The 20011-nt window shown below is 34.4% G+C and carries 20 protein-coding genes and 1 tRNA gene; 15 read left to right on the forward strand and 6 right to left on the reverse strand.

Going from position 1 to position 20011, the window contains the following annotated elements:
- Nucleotides 1-253 precede the first annotated feature (253 nt).
- The 10 genes from QLQ96_RS09290 (at nucleotide 254) to QLQ96_RS09335 (ending at nucleotide 10558) form a co-directional block, all read left to right on the forward strand.
- Nucleotides 254-1480: a DcaP family trimeric outer membrane transporter gene (locus tag QLQ96_RS09290; protein ID WP_482496411.1), complete on the forward strand. Its 1227-nt coding sequence runs from the start codon at nucleotides 254-256 to the stop codon at nucleotides 1478-1480.
- Nucleotides 1481-1539: 59 nt separating this feature from the next.
- Nucleotides 1540-2964: an aspartate ammonia-lyase gene (locus tag QLQ96_RS09295; RefSeq protein ID WP_482496945.1), complete on the forward strand. Its 1425-nt coding sequence runs from the start codon at nucleotides 1540-1542 to the stop codon at nucleotides 2962-2964.
- A gap of 23 nt (nucleotides 2965-2987) precedes the next feature.
- Nucleotides 2988-4055 (forward strand): type II asparaginase, encoded by a 1068-nt coding sequence (locus QLQ96_RS09300; protein ID WP_482496412.1) that lies wholly within the window; start codon nucleotides 2988-2990, stop codon nucleotides 4053-4055.
- A 56-nt stretch (nucleotides 4056-4111) separates the two neighbouring features.
- The gene (gene glsA, locus QLQ96_RS09305; protein ID WP_482496413.1) at nucleotides 4112-5128 is read left to right on the forward strand and encodes a glutaminase A; all 1017 of its coding nucleotides are present in this window, start codon (nucleotides 4112-4114) and stop codon (nucleotides 5126-5128) included.
- 53 nt (nucleotides 5129-5181) lie between these two features.
- Nucleotides 5182-6282, forward strand: coding sequence for an amidohydrolase family protein (locus tag QLQ96_RS09310; protein WP_482496414.1), 1101 nt, complete (start codon nucleotides 5182-5184; stop codon nucleotides 6280-6282).
- A gap of 51 nt (nucleotides 6283-6333) precedes the next feature.
- Nucleotides 6334-7623, forward strand: coding sequence for a hypothetical protein (locus QLQ96_RS09315; protein WP_482496415.1), 1290 nt, complete (start codon nucleotides 6334-6336; stop codon nucleotides 7621-7623).
- A gap of 80 nt (nucleotides 7624-7703) precedes the next feature.
- Nucleotides 7704-8183, forward strand: coding sequence for a YybH family protein (locus QLQ96_RS09320; protein WP_482496416.1), 480 nt, complete (start codon nucleotides 7704-7706; stop codon nucleotides 8181-8183).
- Nucleotides 8184-8245: 62 nt separating this feature from the next.
- Complete coding sequence (locus QLQ96_RS09325) at nucleotides 8246-8905, forward strand: outer membrane beta-barrel protein (RefSeq protein ID WP_482496417.1); 660 nt, start codon at nucleotides 8246-8248, stop codon at nucleotides 8903-8905.
- Nucleotides 8906-8930: 25 nt separating this feature from the next.
- Complete coding sequence (locus QLQ96_RS09330) at nucleotides 8931-9410, forward strand: hypothetical protein (RefSeq protein WP_482496418.1); 480 nt, start codon at nucleotides 8931-8933, stop codon at nucleotides 9408-9410.
- Between the two features lie 77 nt (nucleotides 9411-9487).
- Nucleotides 9488-10558, forward strand: coding sequence for a hypothetical protein (locus tag QLQ96_RS09335; RefSeq protein ID WP_482496419.1), 1071 nt, complete (start codon nucleotides 9488-9490; stop codon nucleotides 10556-10558).
- A gap of 108 nt (nucleotides 10559-10666) precedes the next feature.
- On the opposite strand, the gene QLQ96_RS09340 is transcribed toward QLQ96_RS09335, so the two are convergent.
- Together QLQ96_RS09340 and QLQ96_RS09345 are read right to left on the reverse strand one after the other, a co-directional pair.
- The gene (locus QLQ96_RS09340; protein ID WP_379697960.1) at nucleotides 10667-11080 is read right to left on the reverse strand and encodes a hypothetical protein; all 414 of its coding nucleotides are present in this window, start codon (nucleotides 11078-11080) and stop codon (nucleotides 10667-10669) included.
- 15 nt (nucleotides 11081-11095) lie between these two features.
- Nucleotides 11096-11308 (reverse strand): helix-turn-helix domain-containing protein, encoded by a 213-nt coding sequence (locus QLQ96_RS09345; RefSeq protein ID WP_379697962.1) that lies wholly within the window; start codon nucleotides 11306-11308, stop codon nucleotides 11096-11098.
- Between the two features lie 86 nt (nucleotides 11309-11394).
- Between QLQ96_RS09345 and QLQ96_RS09350 the strand changes: the two genes are divergently transcribed.
- Together QLQ96_RS09350 and QLQ96_RS09355 are read left to right on the forward strand one after the other, a co-directional pair.
- Nucleotides 11395-11703 (forward strand): hypothetical protein, encoded by a 309-nt coding sequence (locus tag QLQ96_RS09350; RefSeq protein WP_482496420.1) that lies wholly within the window; start codon nucleotides 11395-11397, stop codon nucleotides 11701-11703.
- A gap of 61 nt (nucleotides 11704-11764) precedes the next feature.
- The gene (locus QLQ96_RS09355; protein WP_482496421.1) at nucleotides 11765-12799 is read left to right on the forward strand and encodes a serine hydrolase domain-containing protein; all 1035 of its coding nucleotides are present in this window, start codon (nucleotides 11765-11767) and stop codon (nucleotides 12797-12799) included.
- A gap of 60 nt (nucleotides 12800-12859) precedes the next feature.
- Here the strand turns inward: QLQ96_RS09355 and QLQ96_RS09360 are convergent, their stop codons facing one another.
- Nucleotides 12860-14263 (reverse strand): DUF1254 domain-containing protein, encoded by a 1404-nt coding sequence (locus QLQ96_RS09360; protein ID WP_482496422.1) that lies wholly within the window; start codon nucleotides 14261-14263, stop codon nucleotides 12860-12862.
- 205 nt (nucleotides 14264-14468) lie between these two features.
- Nucleotides 14469-15566 (reverse strand): exopolyphosphatase, encoded by a 1098-nt coding sequence (locus QLQ96_RS09365; RefSeq protein WP_482496423.1) that lies wholly within the window; start codon nucleotides 15564-15566, stop codon nucleotides 14469-14471.
- A 363-nt stretch (nucleotides 15567-15929) separates the two neighbouring features.
- Between QLQ96_RS09365 and QLQ96_RS09370 the strand changes: the two genes are divergently transcribed.
- Nucleotides 15930-17408: a serine hydrolase gene (locus QLQ96_RS09370; RefSeq protein WP_482496424.1), complete on the forward strand. Its 1479-nt coding sequence runs from the start codon at nucleotides 15930-15932 to the stop codon at nucleotides 17406-17408.
- Nucleotides 17409-17612: 204 nt separating this feature from the next.
- Complete coding sequence (locus QLQ96_RS09375; RefSeq protein ID WP_482496425.1) at nucleotides 17613-18128, forward strand: hypothetical protein; 516 nt, start codon at nucleotides 17613-17615, stop codon at nucleotides 18126-18128.
- A 146-nt stretch (nucleotides 18129-18274) separates the two neighbouring features.
- On the opposite strand, the gene QLQ96_RS09380 is transcribed toward QLQ96_RS09375, so the two are convergent.
- Both QLQ96_RS09380 and QLQ96_RS09385 read right to left on the reverse strand, forming a co-directional pair.
- On the reverse strand, nucleotides 18275-18613 hold the full coding sequence (locus QLQ96_RS09380; protein WP_482496426.1) for a DUF2511 domain-containing protein: 339 nt from the start codon (nucleotides 18611-18613) through the stop codon (nucleotides 18275-18277).
- 177 nt (nucleotides 18614-18790) lie between these two features.
- Nucleotides 18791-18863: transfer RNA gene (locus tag QLQ96_RS09385), tRNA-Met, on the reverse strand.
- 117 nt (nucleotides 18864-18980) lie between these two features.
- On the opposite strand from QLQ96_RS09385, the gene era reads away from it, so the two are divergent.
- Entirely contained in the window at nucleotides 18981-19862 is an 882-nt protein-coding gene (era, locus tag QLQ96_RS09390; protein ID WP_095953592.1) for a GTPase Era, read from the forward strand.
- The last annotated feature ends 149 nt before the right edge of the window (nucleotides 19863-20011 follow it).

A 20011-nucleotide genomic window follows, 5' to 3' on the forward strand; every position in this document is an offset into this window, starting at 1 on the left:
TGTTTGATAATCAGCTGGTGTAGGTTTGTTTTTTTGCTTTTTTAACAAAAAAACAAGCGGCATTTATGAAGTTTTTGATTTTTTGTCTACCCAAAAAACGAAATCTCAGGAATATTGAAAAAAACTTTAGGAGCCAAAACCAGTGCTGAGAAATACAGATTTTTAAAATGAAGTGACTTTTATTTTAAGCCCAGATTGTAAAAAACAAATGAATAGTTAAGTAGTATCCCACAATAAACAAACTATAATCATTATGAAAAAAAGGTTTTTACAAATGGTAGCGATGAGACATCGAGCCATTATAATTTGTTTTCTCATTTCCACTTTTGCTCAGGCTCAAGATGAAGGGTCTAAAAGCATGGAAATCTACGGTTTTATTATGACCGACATTGGTTATAATTTTAATCAAATTCAATCCGATTGGTATGATGTGGTAAGACCGACTAAATTGCCTTCATACAAAAATGAGTACGGCCCAGATGGAAGTTATTACGCTTCTGTCCGCCAGACGAGATTAGGTTTTAAAAATTACTTTGATACTGGACTTGGAGAATTAAAAACACAATTCGAATTTGAATTATTTGGAACAGGTGTAGACGCCGGACAAACTACCTTTCGTTTGCGTCATGCGTATGCCGAATTAGGAAAATTTGGAGCAGGGCAAACTTGGAGCCCATTTATGGATATTGGTGTATTTCCGAATTCATTAGAATATTGGGGACCAACCGGAATGGTTTTCTTCCGTAACATTCAAATTCGCTACATGCCAATTCAAGGCGATACTCGTTTAACCATTGCATTAGAAAGACCTGGAGCAAGTGCCGATCAAGGAGATTATGGTAATCGTGTTGAACTGCAAGGTGTAAAAGCCAGATTTCCGTTGCCAGATCTTTCAGCAGAATATCACGTTGGAACGAAATGGGGATATGTGGAGTTAGCTGGTATCTTAAGAAAGATTGAGTGGAAAGACCAAAATAATGATCAGTTCGATTTATCTGGAGATGCTGTAGGATGGGGACTTAACTTAAGTACCAATATCAACTTTAGTAAAAATGATGTTTTTAGAGGGCAAGTGGTATATGGGGAAGGAATTCAGAACTACATGAATGACGCTCCCGTAGACGTGGCAATTGAAAATACTCCTGGTAATATAACAAGACCTGTAAAAGGTGTTGCGCTTCCTTTGGTGGGTGTTGTAGCCTTTTTAGATCATACTTGGAGTGATAAATTCAGCACCGCAATTGGATATTCTATGATTGACATAGATAACTCAGATGGACAAACAGACGACGCTTTTAAAAAGGGACAATACGCTCTGGTAAATGTCTTGTATACTCCTGTAAAAAATTGTACGGTTGGAGCAGAATTTCAGTGGGGTGACCGCGAAAATTTCAACGACGGATGGAGCACTTCTATAAGCAAGTTGCAGTTTTCTTTTAAATATAACTTCTCAGAAGCATTTTATAAAAAGAACCAATAAGGCTTCCTGTTTTTAATCAATAAAAAAGAAAAAATATGTATAAAACTGTACAATATCTGATGTTGTTCGGATTGTCTATAAGTGCTCTTAATGCTCAGACCCGAACAGAAAAAGATCTTCTAGGAGAAAAACAGATTCCTGCAAACGCATACTACGGAGTGCAGACAGCCCGCGCATTAGAAAATTTTCAGATAAGCGGAATGACAACGCAATTTTACCCTGATTATGTAAGAGCCTTTGCCATAGTAAAATTGGCTGCAGCGCGTGCCAATGCCGATGTGGGTCGACTTAAAAAAGACAGATTGGCTGCCATTGAAAAAGCTTGCCAAGCAGTAATCGACGGAAAATATCACGATCAATTTTTGGTTGATTTGTATCAAGGTGGCGCGGGTACTTCTGCGAATATGAATGTGAATGAAGTTCTTGCGAATATTGCATTGGAACTAAGCGGACATAAAAAAGGTGAATATCAATTTATCGAGCCTCACGATGATTTGAATATGGGACAATCAACAAATGATGTCTACCCAACAGCCATAAAAGTAGCCTTATTGCTTCATAACGATAAACTGGTTAAAGAAGCTGATCTTTTAGCGAAAGCATTTCATAAAAAAGGAGATGAATTTAAAGACATCATAAAAATGGGACGAACTGAAGGTCAGGATGCTGTACCAATGACAGTGGGGCAGGAATTTCATGCCTTTGGAAATCAGCTTGATGCGGAGATTGGCGCTTTAAAGAAATCTGAAGTTTTTTTATGTGAACAAAATATGGGCGCTACTGCCATCGGAACAGGAATTACGGCCTCTCCAGGATATGCTGAAAAAGTAGCGACACATCTTGCTAAAATTACAGGAAAACCAATTGTAATGAGCAAAGACCTCATCGCCGCAACAACTAGTCAGCAGGGATTTGTAATGTATTCTTCTACGCTAAAAAGTATGGCGGTTGCCTTGTCAAAAATAAGCAGTGATTTAATCATTTTGGCTTCTGGTCCGCGTACAGGACTTTTCGAAATCAATTTGCCAGCACTTCAGCCAGGATCTTCTATCATGCCAGGAAAAGTAAATCCGGTTATGCCAGAACTTATGAATCAATTGTGTTTTAAAGTAATCGGAAATGATCTTACCGTTACCCTCGCGGCGCATTCTGGTTTATTACAGTTAAATGCTTTCGAACCTGTTGAAGCCATTGCTATGATGGAATCTCAAGGATTATTTTTTAAAGCGATGCCTCTTTTTAGAAAAAATTGTATAGACGGAATTACAGTTAACAAAGACATTTTAGCGCATTACATGGATAGAAGTGTGGGAGTTGTAACGGCTCTGAATCCGATTTTGGGTTACGAAAAAACAACTGAATTGGCAAAAGAAGCACTTGCAACCAATAAAGGAATTTTGGAGCTTATTCGTGAGAAGAAATTATTGACAGAAGATCAAATTAAAAAACTTCTTGATCCAGCGACTTTGACAGGCCAAAAATAAACTCAAACCAAAAAGAAAAAATCATGAAATCAAATATAAACTTTTGCAATAAGATGTTCTTACTGATGATGCTTTCGCTAAGTGTCGGCATGTTTGGACAGGCTAAGCCTAAAGTATTAATCTTAGCAACAGGTGGAACAATTGCAGGTTCTGCGAAAAGCGGAGTGCAATCTGGATATACTTCGGGACAAGTAACTATTGATGCGATGGTAAATGCGGTTCCCGATGCTATGAAATTGGCGGATATTAAAGGTGAACAAATCTCAAATGTAGGATCTCAGGACATGTCATTTGAAATTATGCTAAAAGTTGCCAACAGAATTAACGAATTAGCTTCTAGTAAAGACGTTGATGGTTTTGTAATTACACACGGAACGGATACTATGGAAGAAACAGCTTATTTCTTAAATCTAGTGGCTAAAACAGATAAACCAGTAGTGCTTGTAGGTTCAATGCGTCCATCGACAGCCATTAGCGCAGACGGACCTTTAAATCTTTATAACGCTATTGCAGTCGCTGCAGATCCTAAAGCTAAAGGATACGGAGTGCTTTTGGTAATGAACGATTGGATTCATTCGGCACAATCTTTAACAAAAGTGAGTACTACAGCGGTGCAAACTTTTATGTCTCCAATTCGCGGACTTATCGGAACTACTTCTTATGGAGTAAATGATTTCTTCCACCATCCTGATCAAAAATTTGGAAAAACGTCAGAATTTGATGTTAAAGGTGTAAGCGCTTTTCCTCGTGTAGATATTATTTACGCTGATGCGGATATGAAAGCAGACTTAATTGATGCTTCGATTGAAAAAGGAGCAAAAGGAATTGTAATTGCCGGAGTTGGAAACGGAAATATGAATAAAGCTTCTCTTGATGCTTGCGCGAAAGCGAGTAAAAAAGGAATTATAGTGGTAAGAAGTACACGTGTTGCTACAGGAATTGTAGGGCGCAATGTAGAATGCAATGATGACGAATTAGGTCTTATTGCGTCTTACGGATTGAATCCGCAGAAGTCTAGAATTCTATTGTCTGTTGCTTTGCTTAAACAGAGAAGTTTGGCAGAACTTCAAAAGATATTCGAAGAGTATTAGACTTTTTATACAGTCCAATTGAAAAAATAAACGCAAACCAATCAAAAAAAAGCAAAATGAAAACAAATCTAAAATTCATAATCTTACTTCTATTGATGCTTGTAAATCCATTGATTAATAAAGTATCAGCTCAAAAAGAATTGGCTTATCAAGCTGCTATCGATCGCGCTTATGATAAATATAAAGATCTGAAAGAAGGTAAAAATGCAGATTACATAAAAGAATTGGCCAATGTTGATCCGAATATTTTCGGAATTGCCATTGTAACAGCTGATGGGAAAGTTTACAGCAAAGGAGATCTAAATCAGCGTGTTTCTATTCAATCCATTTCAAAAGTTTTTACACTGGCGCGCGTTATCGAAGAACAAGGGCCAAGAGTGGTGGCAGATAAAATTGGCGTAGATGCAACAGGTCTTCGCTTTAATTCGATTGTGGCTGTTGAACTTCAAAAAGGAAAAGAAATCAATCCGTTGGTAAATCCAGGAGCAATTGCAGCTGTGAGTTTGATAAAAGGAAATGATTCTGTAGCAAAATGGAAAAGTATTCAAGATACTCACAATGCTTTTGCAGGAACTAAATTGAAATTAAATATGCCAGTTTATATAAGCGAAGCAGGAGATAATTTAAGAAATCAGGCAATTGCACATTTGCTTTTAGCATATGGACGTATGTATTTTGATCCAGTTCAATCTACAGATGTATATACCAAACAATGTGCAATTAATGTAAATGCAAAAGAGCTTGCGGTTATGGCATCGACTTTGGCAAACGGAGGCGTAAATCCAATTACAAAAGAAAAAGTGGTTTCGCCAGAAACTTGCGCCTTCACAATGGGAATTATGTCTACAGCGGGACTTTATGATGATTCTGGACAATGGCTGTACGCTGTTGGTCTTCCTGCAAAAAGTGGTGTCGGAGGAGGTCTAATCGCTGTTTGTCCGGGCAAATTTGGAATCGCGGTTATTTCGCCTCCGCTAAATGCAGCTGGAAATAGCGTAAAAGCCCAAAAAGCCATTTTTGATATTGCAAAAGAACTTGGCGTAAACCCTTATATCGTTACACCAAAAAAATAAGCTTTTTGACTTTCAAAAGTAATAAACGAAGTTTAATCTAAGCCTGTAAGCGTATGCAGAGAAAAATAAAAATAAGTGCGATACTGTTTCTTTTATGCATACAGTCTATTGTTTTATTTGGACAGAAAAAAGATGATTATTTATTTAATGACAGTCATTTTCATCTGACCAATTATATACAGGAGGGAATCTCCATCGATAAGTTCTTAGAAATTATGGGGAATAAGGCAGGACGTTCCACCTTATTCGGAATTCCGTTGCAACAGCAATGGTCGTATCAAAACTCGGGCAATTATAGTCCGACGTATTATCTCCAGACTGATGCTCCTTTGTACTATTACTCTTTTACCGATGCTTTTATTGCCATGCAGTATAAATCGCTTAGCAAAGAGAAACAAGCGAGATTAGATCCTATGATTACAGGATTCAATCCGTCAGACATGTATGCGTACAAACACATTGAACGCGTGTTGCGAACTTTTCCTGGAGTTTTTACAGGAATTGGAGAGTTTTCGATACACAAAGAATTCGTATCCTCAAAAGTAGCAGGCGAGGTGGCCAGTTTGACTAATCCGGCTTTAGACAGCATTATGGATTTTGCTGGAAAAGCAGGTTTGCTGGTTATCCTTCATAATGATATGGATATGCCAATGGCCAAACAAAAAACAGAACCGGTGTATTTGAATGATATGAGAGAGTTGCTAAAACGTCATTCCAAAACAACTATAATCTGGGCTCATATCGGACTTGGAAGAATTGTATATCCTGCAGGTTACGGAAACGATTCTTCAACCGATAGACCACCAAATCATGTTGATATTGTAGAAAATATCTTGAATGATCCAGCTTATGCAAATGTCTATTTTGATATTTCTTGGGATGAAGTGGCGAAATACATTGTCTCATCGCCAGAAATTATTAAAAAATGCGCCGAATTAATGGATAAATATCCCGACAGATTTTTGTTCGGAACAGATGTAGTAGCTCCTCCAGATCAGAAATTTTATATGGCTGTTTACGAAAAGTATCAGCCACTTTGGAAAGCCCTCAAGCCTGAAACAAGCGAAAAAATTAGAAAACAGAATTATATTAAGCTTTTTGACGAAGCCCGCAAAAAAGTGCGAGCATGGGAAAAAGCCAATGTAAAACAGTGATTTTTTATTTGTTGAGGTAAGTATTTGCAAATTTTTTAAAAGCCATTTTATATGAAAATAAGATATCTCTTTTTAGTATTTGTGTGCCATTTTTCTTGGGGACAGATAATGAATACAACCATGCCAGACAGCACTTTCGTTAAAGAAACAGAAGACGAAGGTCATCGCGGAGGAACTGGCTTTAAGCTGGCCGACGGCAAATATGGTTCAATGACACTTTCTTTTTATGTTTTAGCTCGATATTTAAACCAGATGGGTATAGATGACAGTTATACCAATTATAAAGGAGAAGTTATTCCGATCGATAGAAGACAAGATCTTCAGTTTCAAAAAGCTAACCTTTATTTTAGAGGATGGGTTGCTGACCCAAAAATAAGATATACTGTTTTCGTTTGGACTTCAAATGCCACTTTAGGACAAGGTGCGCAAATTGTGGTAGCAGGAAATCTACAGTATAAGTTTAATAAATATTTTGAATTAGGAATCGGCATTAATGGTCTGCCATCTGTACGTTCTATTTTAGGCCAGTGGCCAGAATGGCTCCGATCAGACGCCAGACCAATTGCTGATGAATATTTCAGAGGTTCTTTTACCACTGGTATTTACGCACAGGGACAAATTGCAGACAATGTTTATTATAAAACAATGCTTGGTAACAATCTTAGTCAGTTAGGAGTAGATGCTGGTCAATTAGACAATACAATGGACACTTGGAGCGGTGCCATTTGGTGGGTAACCAACAATTTTGGAAGAATTCCAACTTATGGCGATTACGAAAAACATGCTAAACCAGCTACAATTTTAGGAGGAGCTTTTACACGAAGCACCGAGAATCGCCAATCTCAGCCAGATACAAATGCTCCAGAAAACTCTCAAATTCGATTGTCTGATGGTACGGGGATTTTTGCTTTAAATGCTTTTGCTCCAAATACGCAGGTTATCAATGCAAAATATGAAATGGCAGCTTTTAATACTGGTGTAAAGTACAACGGTTATTCGCTAGATGCTGAGGTATTTATGCGTTGGCTTTCAAAATTTGAAACATCAGGAGAAATTCCAGTAAACAAACTTTTTGATTCAGGATTTACAGTTCAAGGTTCTGCAATGCTAGTAGATAAAAAACTACAGGCATACAGCACGTATTCTTATATAAATGGAGATTACGGAAAACCTTGGGAAGTGACCTTGGGAGTAAACTGGTTTCCGTTTAAAACCAAATTTTTTCGCATAAACCCAGAGGTAATGTACGAAAGCCATACGCCAGTTGGATATTTAAGTTATCCGACACAAGTTGGATCAAAAGGTGTAATTGGTATGTTAAACGTTGAATTGAATTACTAAAAAGACCTGTATTTACAAACATATTTTAAGCCTGTTTGTAAAAGGAAATAATCTTATAACAAATCGAAAATTAAATGCGTATGAAAAATAAAATAACTACAAGAGCGGTTCTAGCAGGGTTCTGTGTTTTATTGGTTTCCTGCAATACAAAAAAGGAAGAAAATGCAGTGATTGACTTAAAGCAAGTCAAGAAAGATATTCAGGCAAAAGAAAATGAATATGCTGCAACATACAATGCTGGCCAGTTGAAAGAGATCGGGTATTATGCTGATGACGCGATTACTTTTTATCAAAACAGACCGCCAATTATTGGTAAAGATGCTAGATATGAATTTTTAAAATCAGATTTAGAAAATAATACGAATGTGATATCATTCGAAACCAAAGAAGTTTTTGTTTCTCATGATGGCAATCAGGTTGTAGAAGTAGGATATTATAAAGTAACCGACTCTACAAATGTTCCAATTAATACAGGAAACTATATGAGCCTTTTCGAAAAAAGAGATGGCAAATATGTGTGCTTAAGAGACATGAGTGCTTCTGATGGATTGACAGAATAAAGCAACATTCGAAAAGTATAAACATTTTATTCCAAAAAAATAATAATTTAAAAAATACAGTTATGAAAAACTTACACTTATTATTCGCTATTTTTTTACTAACAGCAGGAGCGGCAAATGCTCAAACTGCCAATTCATTTTTGCTTAATTTGTATGGAGGTTATACCTTTTCTGATAAGGTAGATTTTGATTCTTCATATGCAAAAATAGAAGATGGTTTTGAATATGGATTAGGTCTGGAATATTTTATAATGGATAACGCTTCTATTGAATTAAAGTATAACAGACTTGATACAAATATGCCTTTGTATACGAAAGCTACTATACCTAATAATGGTAATCCTATTCCGCCAGGAACTCAGGTTAATGCAGGAGATGACAAAGGCGCTATTAATTACATATTAGCAGATTACACGTATTACTTCGGTTCAAGTTCTCAAAAGGCGCTTCCATTTTTGGGTGCAGGCTTAGGGGTGGCTATTCTCGAAACGCCAAAGAGCGGCAGCGGAACTTATTTTGCATGGGAAATTAAGGCTGGTGTAAAAGTAAAAACTAATTCGCCATTATCGATTAATCTTCATGCTTATCTGCAGTCTATGTCGGCAGCTGTAGGATATGATTATTATTGGGATTACTATTGGGGTCCAGTAGCAGTTACTGATTATGCCTCAACATTTCAATTTGGACTTGGCGCTTCTTTAAGCTATGACTTTAGCAAATAATTAAAAACTTAAAAAACTTAAAATTATGAAAAAGATACTATTTATACTTTCATTAGCTTTTGGATTGAATGTAACTGCACAGGGTTCTATGAATGAAATTAAGATGATCCAAGATCTTTATGGAAAATCAAAGACAGATGTTGTACATGAATATTTAGGTTTAACCGAAGCTCAAGAAACAGCATTTACGCCTATTTATGATAAATACGAAGCAGAACGAAAAGCTTTAAGTCAGCAGAAGATTAGAATTCTAGAAGACTATGCAAATAATTATGCAACCTTGAGCGAAGCTAAAGCGACAGAATTAACCGCAGCAAACTTAAAATACAATCAAGATTCTGATAAATTGCTTTCTAAAACACATTCTAAATTGGCAAAAGCCATTGGCGGAATCAACGCGGCAAAATTTGTACAGTTAGAGTTGTATTTGCAAGTAACGATACGTGCCGAAATTCAGGATGCCATTCCTTTTATTGGCGAATTGGATAAAACCAAAAAGCACTAGACGATTTCTGGGTACAGAGTAGAAAGTATAGAAAGAATCATTTTCTACTCCGCTTATTAATATTTTATACTCTTACTATGATAAAGAAATTCACAAAATATTTGACAGTTGCATTAATCATGTTTGCCCAGCTAATTTTTAGCCAGTCTGATGGCGAAGCAAAAGAACTTGGACTTCCTGGGGATAATCTTGATTTGTATGCTGTGATGACTCTGTTTCAGAAATCAAAAACCATTGAGGAGTTTGAAAAAAACCTGAATCTGGAGAAAACAGGAATTAATAACTTGGACTTGAATCTGGATAAAAAAGTAGACTTCATAAAAGTAAACACCAAGAAAAATGGTGACTCGTTTACATTTGTCCTTCAAGTTGCGGTAAACAAAAAAGAGAATCAAGACGTTGCCGTTATTTTGGTTGATAAAGACAAAAGTGGCAAAGTAAAAATGCAGATTGTGGGCGATGAGCTATTATACGGAAAAGATTATGTTATAGAACCCGTAAGCAAATCGACTCCTGCAAAAACAGCAAATCCTGGGTATACAGGAAACGAACCTGTAGCTAGCGCGCCAGCTGTAACAGCAGTTGTGGTAGAAACGGTGCCAATTGTACAATATGTGTATTCACCGGCTTATGTGCCGTATTATCCGCCTTATTACTACGGATTTTACCCTCCTTACTTTGCAGCTTTTACAGTAATGGCAGTAGGTATTTATCGTCATAACCATTATTACCATCATCATGGTTATCACGGTGGGCATTATCATGGAGGAAATAACGTATATATTAATAACAGAAGCAATTTTAATAACTACAACAATAATAAAATGCGGTCTAATACGGTGCGAAATAATACTACCAATAATCGATACAATACCAATCGAGGAGGAGCATCTGCAAGCACACGACCATCAGCAGGAAATACTGGCACATCAGGAAGAACACGCCAAAGTTCATTGCCAAGTGCAGGGACTTCAAACCTTAATAATAATAGAGGAAGTTCTTCAAATTTTAATAATAATAGAAGTAGTTCTTCCAATTCCAATTTTAATCGAGGAGGATCTTCATCAAGAGCAAGCGCAGGACAAATGGGCGGAGGCTCTCGAAGTATGGGAGGCGGAGGCTTCGGTGGAGGTGGAAGAAGAAGATAACTGTAGTTTAAAGCAAATGATATAAAATAGGTCGAATTTTATATGGCGTTTTAAAATGCTTCATCAAAAAAATGCGTAAGTTCTTTTGGGTTTACGCATTTTTGGTTTTTAAATACAACTTATTTTATTTTCTTTTAGACAAGTTTCAATATTGGTTAAGGTTCCACTTTTTCTTTTTTCGTTGGAGTTTATATCGTGCGCCAAAAAGTGAGTACACATATTTATGGCTGCAGAATCTCTTTCTAAATCCGATTCAAATCCTCCAATAAAATTCCATTGACTTGCTTTTGTTTTGTATTTATCTGGTGCATACCTTGGTCTTTCTCCCATATGCAGAACAGTAACATTTGGTGTTGCACACTTAAGAACTTCCATTGTTAAAGTATCTACGCCTTTAAAATCACAAACTATAAAATGTACATTTTCAGATTCTAATAATTTATCTATAGCGTTTTTGTAATGATGTATATAATCACTAAAGCTGAGGTTGCCATTGCCGAAGATGTAGACTTTTTGAGACATATTTTATAAAAGAAATTAGAATCTAAATAATTCGATATAATCTATTTGCAATGCATCACAAACTTTTTCTAATGTTGAAAGTGTCGCATTAGAATTTCCTTTTTCCAATCGAGACATATTGCTTTTTTCGAAATTACATTTCGAAGCTAAATCTTGTTGAGAAATGTTTTTCTGAATTCTAATTTCTTGAATTCGTTTTCCGACTTTCTGTTGAATGGTTTCTTTCAAAATAAATTATCTTTTATGATAATTCAAATTTTGTTATATATTTGCCTAAATAGGTTATCATAAAAGATAACTTAAAAAATAATTATATGGAAACTAAAGAATTAAAAGACTTAGAATACATCAAAAAACAATCGGCTCAATATTTAAATATTCTAAAACCAACAGGTAATAAAAGCTGTAATGCTGAGGTAAAAGTTTTAAATTATTCTGAATTAGGCTGTTTGATCACAAACACATTAAAGCTTTGTATTTTGGCTTTAGAAAATGAGAATTATAAAAACCCTCCAATAGATGTAGGATTGGTTTTAGAACAAGCGCTTCATTTATTTCCTACAGACGAAATGGAATTGCTGGATATTATTAATGAAAGACTCATAAAATCAAGGTTGAGGTGAATTAAAGTTTTTTGCATTCATCTTATTTTCTACATTTATCAAAAATTGTATAATGTATAAAATGAAAAAAAGTAGACTCTTATTTTTTGCTGTTTTCTTCGTAGCTTTTTTTAATTGTTTTGGGCAATCAAAAGAAACAAAACTGGATAGTTTATTTGGTGAAGCGCATAAACAGAAAGTGTTTAACGGAAATGTTTTAATTGTTCAAAAAGGCAAAAAAATATACGAAAAAGCTTTTGGACAAGCAGATGCTAGTGGTGCAATTCAGTTAAATACAAAATACCGTTTTCATATTGGTTCAATTGCCAAAGAGTTTAATGCAGTTGGTATTATGATGCTTAAAGAAGAAGGAAAATTGAAGCTTGACGATCCGATTTCTAAGTTTTTGCCAGAGCTTCCTTCTTGGGCAGAAAAAATTAAAATCATTAATTTGCTTCAATACACAAGCGGACTTCCTCAAATAAAATGGAGTCAGGTTAATCAGGATTCTGATAATATGGCCGATTTGCAAAAGGCAACAGCTCTTGATTTTGAACCAGGAACGCAATATGATTACAATAATAACAATGTATTCTTGCAAAGAAGAATTATAGAAAAAATAACCAAAATGCCTTTTAATTCTTTTGTAACAAAAAAAATGCTTCAGCCATTCGGAATAAAAAACGGAGTTGTTGATCCAGCCGAAAACGAAAAGCTTTTTGCAAAGTCTTACAATAGCAGCGGAAAACAAGATGCAATTAAATACAATATTTCGGGCTGGACGGCATTAAATGTTGAAGATTTCTACAAATGGTCTGAAGCAATAAATACTTTTAAACTGATTTCGCCAGAATCGACAAACGAACTTTTTGTTGCTTTTTCTAACGAAAGCCAAACTGGTCTTGGAGAAGGAAGTATGCAATCTGGAAAAGTAGTCAATCATATACACGACGGAGCGGCTTTCAATTATCAAGCTTTATTGATTAGTAATCCAAACTTCACCATTATTTTGACAACCAATAATAAGCAGAATAATTTGTACCCAATTAGTGCCTCAGTGCAATCTATACTTGAAGGAAAACCTTATAAGTTTATCGGAAAATCTAAAGAAAACTAAATCTAAATATCAAAAAAGCTCCAGATTTCTCTGAAGCTTTTTTGATATTTAGTCTAAGGATTATTTTACTTTTTCTGGCTGTGGCATTTTCCAGACATTATTAATTACATCTGGCTGTGGACCATAAATTCTTAAAACGAAATTGAAATTTTGGTTTTTAGGAGTTGGCAGCCAATTGCTTTCTTTCTCTTTTCCTGGCGATTCAGAGTACAAATAAATAATCAAATCTCCATTAGACTCATATTTCAGGCCTTTTGTTTTGGCTCCAATAGAATATCTGTTTATCGGATTTGGAACCAAAAATCGTTTAGGCAGATTGTACATGGTTATGCTCCAAAAATATTTAGCCTCAGGAAGCTGACCTTTTGGAAATTTCAAAATGTATTTGTTATTGCCCGACAACGGCTGGTTGTCTTTATCGGTAGCGCTACCTGTATAGACAGCCTCTTCTTTAGTATTTCCGTAAAGTCCAGTAGCTGCTGCAATTGCACGGTTGGTGTAATTGTTTTTCAGAGCGGCTCGTGTACCAAATAAACTGCCAGAATCTGTAATCTCTTTTGTTTTAGAATCTAATTCTAGTTTTGCTTCGGCAATTCCTTTTTCGATGGCTTTTAATGTTTCTGGTGCTAATTTAGAACTGTCAAAAGGCACGCCTGGTACAATTCCAATTTTTGCAAAATTAGCTCGAAGTTCTTTCTCGCTACTGTCTTCGCTTGTATATTGAAGTAAAGCATTCAAAACATTGATAAACTCTACCGAACTATAATCGGCTTCTTTCCATTCGGGAAGGGGCATATTGTATTTTTTTGCAGGAGGAGCTGCTTGTTTGGTATATTCATGTAACGGAATCAATTTATATTGTTCCTGTATTTTTTTTAAATTAGGAACATCGCTTGGACTATCAAGCTCGGTACGTCCAATTAAAAAGATTAAATTAGTTTCTGAACGAAGAACTTTGTCGATGCCTTTTGGAGTTTCGCCTTTCCAATCTGGACCCGCAACGAGATATTTTCCACCTTGATTTCCTGTGGCTCGCGAGCCAACGTATTCAAAATTAAAAGTATAAAGATCTGTAAACTGCATTACAAAATACCTGTCGCCTTCAATTTTTGGAATTTGAAGAATAACAGGTTCGTCAGAAACATCAATTGCTGCAGTAGAATAAGGTGTGTCATTATTTATTGTTACAACCAAAGTATCTGATGGTGTGGCACTGTTCGAATAACTTTTAAATTTATTAAAACCAACATATGTTTTCGCTCCCTTAGCAATAGCGCTGGCATACATGGTTTTGTAATTATAGAACATTGGATATCCATAAATCCAAGCTTGCTTTGCAATTGCAGTGATGGAGTCAGAAGAAGTGGCAGAATCTGCACTGTTTTTATTATCTGTAGCAGAATTTTTTTTGCAAGCTGTTACACTCAAGAATAAGACAATTAAAAGTAAGACTGAATTTTTCATAATTCAAAAAGAGTTAGATTTTGTAAAAGAATCAAGATTATTATCAAGTCTTAAAGTTAGATTTTATGAAGGAATCTCAGTTTTTTTTCGAGTCAAAGATGGTTTCAACTTATAATTTGCAACCATTTTATGTTTTATAAATTGAAAACAAAAAAGCTTCAGATTTCTCTGAAGCTTTTTTGATATTTTGGGAAAAGGAAAATACTTAGAAATTAGTATTGATCTTTTTTGAACGATCAGCAATATAAGAAATCAACCAGATAACTTGACCTTCTTTTACAAAGTAAATTTTCTTTGTTGCATAGTCTGGAATACTTTCAAGACAAGTTACAAGAATGTTGTTTGCCGAAATCAGGTATTTTTGGTCGTATGTGCTTAAAACTCTCGCAGCTTCTTTGTTTGTTTTTGCAAGAGTTGTAAACTTACTGAAGTTGTTTTTAAGGATAGCATCATAATCGATAACATCCTGAAGAGTTAACGGAACGTAATGTTCTTTATTAGCATTTTCATCATAAAAAAGAGTAGAAAATGCCCAAACCGCACCACCAGATAAGTATAATTTATCCTTTTTTGCCAAAGGAGGATTAGCATTAAATAATTCTTTGGTTTTTTTACGTAGAATTACATTATAATCAAAAGATTTTTCCTGATAAGTTGACATATCGTTTACCTGACTTTTATTTACCACTGTTTTTTCTACAGCATCAGTAAGCGTCATTGTTCCGAAACTAAGTTCTAAAGGAATAAACTCTAATTTACCGTCTTTAAGTTCGTCGATATAACCACCTTTAGTAGTTTGAGCGCCAATATCAAGAAGGAAAGCAGTAGCAAAATCAACAGGAGGTATAGCACCTTTAACAAGTGTTTTTGCCTCTTCGTTAACCTCTAAAACCTCTAATTGTTTTCCAGTTAAAAGAGCAATTTTGTTTTTAAGAACATCTAAGTTGCGTGCACCCGAAAAAACTGGAGCTGCTACAACAAAAATATTTTCTTCAAGAAGTTTATTCTCAGATCTAATTTTCTGCAATTGATTGGTAACCGTAACAGTAGTTCTAGTAATATCTTCTGCAGTAAGTTCTCCATTAGCAGTAATATGGTCAGCAAATGGAATTCTCTCAGTCCAGAAAGAAAGAATTTTATAATCAGCTTTTCTGATATTGCTTACATCAATAACAGAAACTTTTATAGCTCTACGTCCGATTTCGATTCCGGCATAGACACTTTTTTGAGCGAATAAATTACCAGAAAAAAATAAAGTTAAAAGGGTAAAGAATAGGATTAGGGGGTTGTGTTTGTTTTGCATTGTGTTGATTTGCGGTTATAATATAATTAAAGTTTGTTCTAATGTTTTAGTGGGCTTAAATGAAATCTGCAATCAAACCTAGAATAACGAGGAACAAAACCTACGAATTTTAAAGCTGCAAATTTATGAAAAACATCTGCTAATAGAAAGCCAAGAATTAAGAAAATATTATTTTAACAGAGTAAAAAGCTGTTAAAGATGCTGAATATTGAAAATTATAGTCGGAAATCGAAGATTTGTAGTGTAAAATTTCCGTTGAGGACGATTTTCTCGGAATGAGAAAAGGAATGATCAAGATAAATTTATTGTAGTAATAATATTTCATTATTTTCGTTGTGAAAATCAATCAATTAATCAATCAAAATGAACAAACAATTATTTCTTTATTTTACGGCTTTGCTTTTTACAAGCACAATCTCTGGACAAGAGATAAAAGATTTCTTTTCAACACTTGCTAAAAACAATGTTTTTTATGGCAGTGTTTTAATTTCTAAATCGGAACAAAAAGTTTTTTCTAATTTTTACGGATATTCTAATGTCGAAAAGAAAGAAAAAATCAATGAACAATCTCAATTTCCAATTGCATCGGTCTCAAAAACGTTTACCGCGACAGCAATTCTGCAACTCAAACAAAAAGGGAAATTGAATATTGATGATCCAGTTCAAAAATATCTTCTAGATTTTCCGTATCCAAATGTCAGCATCAGGCACCTCCTAAACCATACTTCTGGATTAGTACAATATTATCGTCTATTTGATAATTTGATAAAAGAAAAACCAGAAAAAGTTCTTTCTAACGAAGATATTATACCAGCATTAATAGATAATAAAGTGCAACTTTTATCTTCGCCAGGAAGTAAATGGGAATACAATAATGTGAATTTTTGTCTTGCGGCATTAATAGTAGAAAAAATAGCTGGAATTAGTTTTAGAGATTATCTGGAAAAAAATATTTTCGGACCTGTTAACATGAAAGATTCTTTTCTCCCAAAGGATAGAAGACTTAAAGCGGCGAATCAAGTAGAATTGTATACTTATCCAAACTTTTATTCGATGGATGTAGTGAATGTTCAAACTTTAAAAGAAACTTTTTTAATAGATGAGAAAAGTAATTTTTATGGAAGCGGCGGAATTGTTAGTACAGCTTTAGATTTGCAGAAGTACCAAAAAGCATTGTTCAGCTATCAGATTTTAGGCAAGCAAGAATTAGAAGAAGCTTTAACACCAGCCAAGCTTAATGATGGAAAAACGGCTTCTTATCGCTCAGAAGAGAAAGAGATAGCTTATTGTTTGGGTTGGCAAACATACACAAATGAGAGTAACGAAAAAATAGTTTTTCATGATGGATTAAATACTGGACTTACTTCTCTTTTGATGCATAATATTACTAAAAACGAAACGGTTATTTTAATATCCAATACGGCTAGTCCAGTTTTTGCAACAGCCAATGAAGTTTTAAAATTAATTGATAACAAGCCTTATAAAATGCCACTTCAGAATCTTTCAAGAGTTTACGGGAATTTGCTTGAAAGTGGAAATAAAGAAAAAGCAAATCAGTTAATTGACGAATGTTTAAAAAACCCAAACAGTTACGAAGCAACAGAAAGAGATTTTAATAGACTGGGTTATCAATTTCTGAGACTTCAAAAAACAGAAAATTCTCTGTTGACATTTGCTTCGGCGGCATTACTTTTTCCAAAGAGCTCCAATATATACGATAGCTACGGCGAGGCATTGCTTCAAAGCGGCAAAAAAGATGACGCAATTAAGATGTATCAAAAATCTGTTGAGCTAAATCCAGATAATGAAAATGGTAAGAAGGTATTAAAAGAATTGCTTTGATGTAGAGAATATAAAAGTCACGATAAAAATTTAGAAAATAAAAAGCTTTAGAGAAATCTGAAGCTTTTTCTCTTAGTAGTGGAAAAGTTATCCTAAACATTCAATAAATTAGAAGTCTTTTTAATGAAGTGATATAGAATTATCAATATATTTGATTTAGGAAGTATGGCACGGGCAATGCAGATATAATTGTAATATGGATATATGGTAATTAATGAAGATGAATTTACTCGGGCAAAAATATTAGAGAATTCAATTCTTTTGTTTTCCGATTTTTTGAATGTATTGTCAGATGGATATAATCCAACAATTCTCGACATAAAAATTAGCATCGACAAAAGATTGAACGATCGAGATCGATTTATATTTCCTTCACCAAACAATAGCGGTACAGAATTTTTTTTCATAGAAAAGATTCAACCCACAAGAAAAGATGTTGATAAGATCAAAGAGAGAATAAATGAGAATTTTTCTTGGTGCCTTGACCATTTATCTGCATTTAATATAGCTCCTGATGTATTCAAAAGTAATTATCATCTTGAAAACCTAAATCAATTAGTAGAAAAAATAAAAAAGAGTATTTTTGATTTGACTGACTTATGGAACGTAACTAGTTACGAATACTTGATTGATAATAAAGACGGAAGTTTAGTCAGAGTTCTTTTTATTCATTCAGACAATAAATCATTGATTTTGGACTTTGGAAATTATATTCACTAAAAAATCCTTTACACAAATTGTAGATCTATCAGTAGCCATTTAGTACGGGATTGAATGAGAACAGAATAAGTTGAAAGTAATAATTTGGAATTTTTGAGCGGAATTTATAAATCTTAAAATTATTTATCTTAGCAAGTAAAATAAAATTAGTTTCTGTTTTCACATGACAATAAACCTTTGTCAATAAATTCTTGCGGATAAGCTATCTTAGTCCCAGGTAAGTTTGAATTATCAAGCCATATATCTTGAATGTCACTTATATGAGAGTTATTTCTTGAAGCTCCTTTTGCAGCGCCATTTAAAGGATAGATTTTTCCATTATCTGCTTTGAAATAAAGTTCATCATAACCATTACAATAAACTTCAATTTCGTTTACTGAATATGGCCATTTGTCTCCATAATCACTTTTTTTAAATTTAATACCTTCTTTTTTATTGCATGACGCAACGATAATTGCTAATACCAGAAAAATTATTTTTTTCATAATTCTCAAATTAATTTACATTTTGGAAAAACTTCCTGAACATTGTTGTTTGTTCAAAAATATATGTTATTGATATTTTTTTGTTATGGTTATCCGTAATTACTATTGTTTTTCCTTTATTTTTTAAATTTATTTCATAAAAAAAAGCTTCAGATTTCTCTGAAGCTTTTGTCTTAGTAGCGGGAACAGGACTCGAACCTGTGACCTTCGGGTTATGAGCCCGACGAGCTGCCTACTGCTCTATCCCGCGATGTTTCGGGTGCAAAGATACGCCGATTTTTTACATTTCCAACGAAAACTTAAAAAAATGTTTTATTTTCTGTATTGACTTGATATGACTACCTTTGCAAAATAAATAAAACAAAAAATGTCACATAAAGCAGGTTTCGTAAACATTATCGGAAATCCAAATGTTGGAAAATCAACATTAATGAACGCTTTCGTTGGAGAACGATTGTCGATCATTACATCAAAAGCCCAAACTACACGTCATAGGATTTTAGGAATCGTAAACGGAGAAGACTTTCAATTGGTCTTGTCTGATACTCCCGGAATCATAAAACCAGCATACGAAATGCAGGAATCGATGATGAACTTCGTAAAGTCGGCTTTTGAAGACGCTGACATTTTAATCTACATGGTCGAAATAGGAGAGCAGGATTTAAAAGACGAAGCTTTTTTTAATAAAATCATCCACGCTAAGATTCCGGTTTTATTACTTTTAAATAAAATCGATAACTCAAATCAGGAGCAATTAGAAGAACAAGTTTCTTTTTGGAAAGAAAAAGTGCCAAATGCAGAAATTTTCCCAATTTCGGCTTTGCAGAATTTCAACGTTCCGGAAGTTTTTGGAAGAATTATCGAATTATTGCCAGAATCTCCAGCTTATTATCCTAAAGATCAATTAACAGACAAACCAGAGCGTTTCTTTGTTAACGAAACTATTCGTGAGAAAATCTTGTTGAATTACAGCAAAGAGATTCCATACGCAGTTGAAATCGTAACAGAAGAATTCTTCGAAGATGAAAAAATTATCAGAATCCGTTCGGTAATTATGGTAGAACGCGAAACTCAAAAAGGAATTATTATTGGTCATAAAGGTGCAGCTTTGAAAAAAGTTGGAACAGATGCTCGTGCTGATTTAGAGAAATTCTTTGGAAAACAAATTCATATTGAACTTTATGTTAAAGTGAACAAAAACTGGAGAAGCAATGCTAATATGTTGAAGAGATTCGGATATAATCAATAAAAAAGAGTTTTTAGTCGCAGTCTCAGTCTGAAAACTGCGACTGCGACTAAAAAATATAAAAAACTTAGGTACTTAGAAACTTAGCGTCTCAGCAACTTTTTTTAACTACCTTTGCAAAAAATTTAAAAACAGCATTTTGGATTACAAGT

The organism is Flavobacterium sp. B167r (genome assembly GCF_056824315.1).

Bases quoted from the DNA above. Each gene is read 5' to 3' on its own strand.
- QLQ96_RS09370 (WP_482496424.1), top strand. From the start codon at position 15,930: ATGAACAAACAATTATTTCTTTATTTTACGGCTTTGCTTTTTACAAGC.
- glsA (WP_482496413.1), top strand. From the start codon at position 4,112: ATGAAAACAAATCTAAAATTCATAATCTTACTTCTATTGATGCTTGTA.
- QLQ96_RS09335 (WP_482496419.1), top strand. From the start codon at position 9,488: ATGATAAAGAAATTCACAAAATATTTGACAGTTGCATTAATCATGTTT.
- QLQ96_RS09380 (WP_482496426.1), bottom strand. From the start codon at position 18,613: ATGAAAAAAATAATTTTTCTGGTATTAGCAATTATCGTTGCGTCATGC.
- QLQ96_RS09300 (WP_482496412.1), top strand. From the start codon at position 2,988: ATGAAATCAAATATAAACTTTTGCAATAAGATGTTCTTACTGATGATG.
- QLQ96_RS09350 (WP_482496420.1), top strand. From the start codon at position 11,395: ATGGAAACTAAAGAATTAAAAGACTTAGAATACATCAAAAAACAATCG.
- era (WP_095953592.1), top strand. From the start codon at position 18,981: ATGTCACATAAAGCAGGTTTCGTAAACATTATCGGAAATCCAAATGTT.
- QLQ96_RS09365 (WP_482496423.1), bottom strand. From the start codon at position 15,566: ATGCAAAACAAACACAACCCCCTAATCCTATTCTTTACCCTTTTAACT.
- QLQ96_RS09355 (WP_482496421.1), top strand. From the start codon at position 11,765: ATGAAAAAAAGTAGACTCTTATTTTTTGCTGTTTTCTTCGTAGCTTTT.
- QLQ96_RS09315 (WP_482496415.1), top strand. From the start codon at position 6,334: ATGAAAATAAGATATCTCTTTTTAGTATTTGTGTGCCATTTTTCTTGG.
- QLQ96_RS09320 (WP_482496416.1), top strand. From the start codon at position 7,704: ATGAAAAATAAAATAACTACAAGAGCGGTTCTAGCAGGGTTCTGTGTT.
- QLQ96_RS09340 (WP_379697960.1), bottom strand. From the start codon at position 11,080: ATGTCTCAAAAAGTCTACATCTTCGGCAATGGCAACCTCAGCTTTAGT.
- QLQ96_RS09295 (WP_482496945.1), top strand. From the start codon at position 1,540: ATGTTGTTCGGATTGTCTATAAGTGCTCTTAATGCTCAGACCCGAACA.
- QLQ96_RS09360 (WP_482496422.1), bottom strand. From the start codon at position 14,263: ATGAAAAATTCAGTCTTACTTTTAATTGTCTTATTCTTGAGTGTAACA.
- QLQ96_RS09375 (WP_482496425.1), top strand. From the start codon at position 17,613: ATGGTAATTAATGAAGATGAATTTACTCGGGCAAAAATATTAGAGAAT.
- QLQ96_RS09325 (WP_482496417.1), top strand. From the start codon at position 8,246: ATGAAAAACTTACACTTATTATTCGCTATTTTTTTACTAACAGCAGGA.
- QLQ96_RS09290 (WP_482496411.1), top strand. From the start codon at position 254: ATGAAAAAAAGGTTTTTACAAATGGTAGCGATGAGACATCGAGCCATT.
- QLQ96_RS09330 (WP_482496418.1), top strand. From the start codon at position 8,931: ATGAAAAAGATACTATTTATACTTTCATTAGCTTTTGGATTGAATGTA.
- QLQ96_RS09310 (WP_482496414.1), top strand. From the start codon at position 5,182: ATGCAGAGAAAAATAAAAATAAGTGCGATACTGTTTCTTTTATGCATA.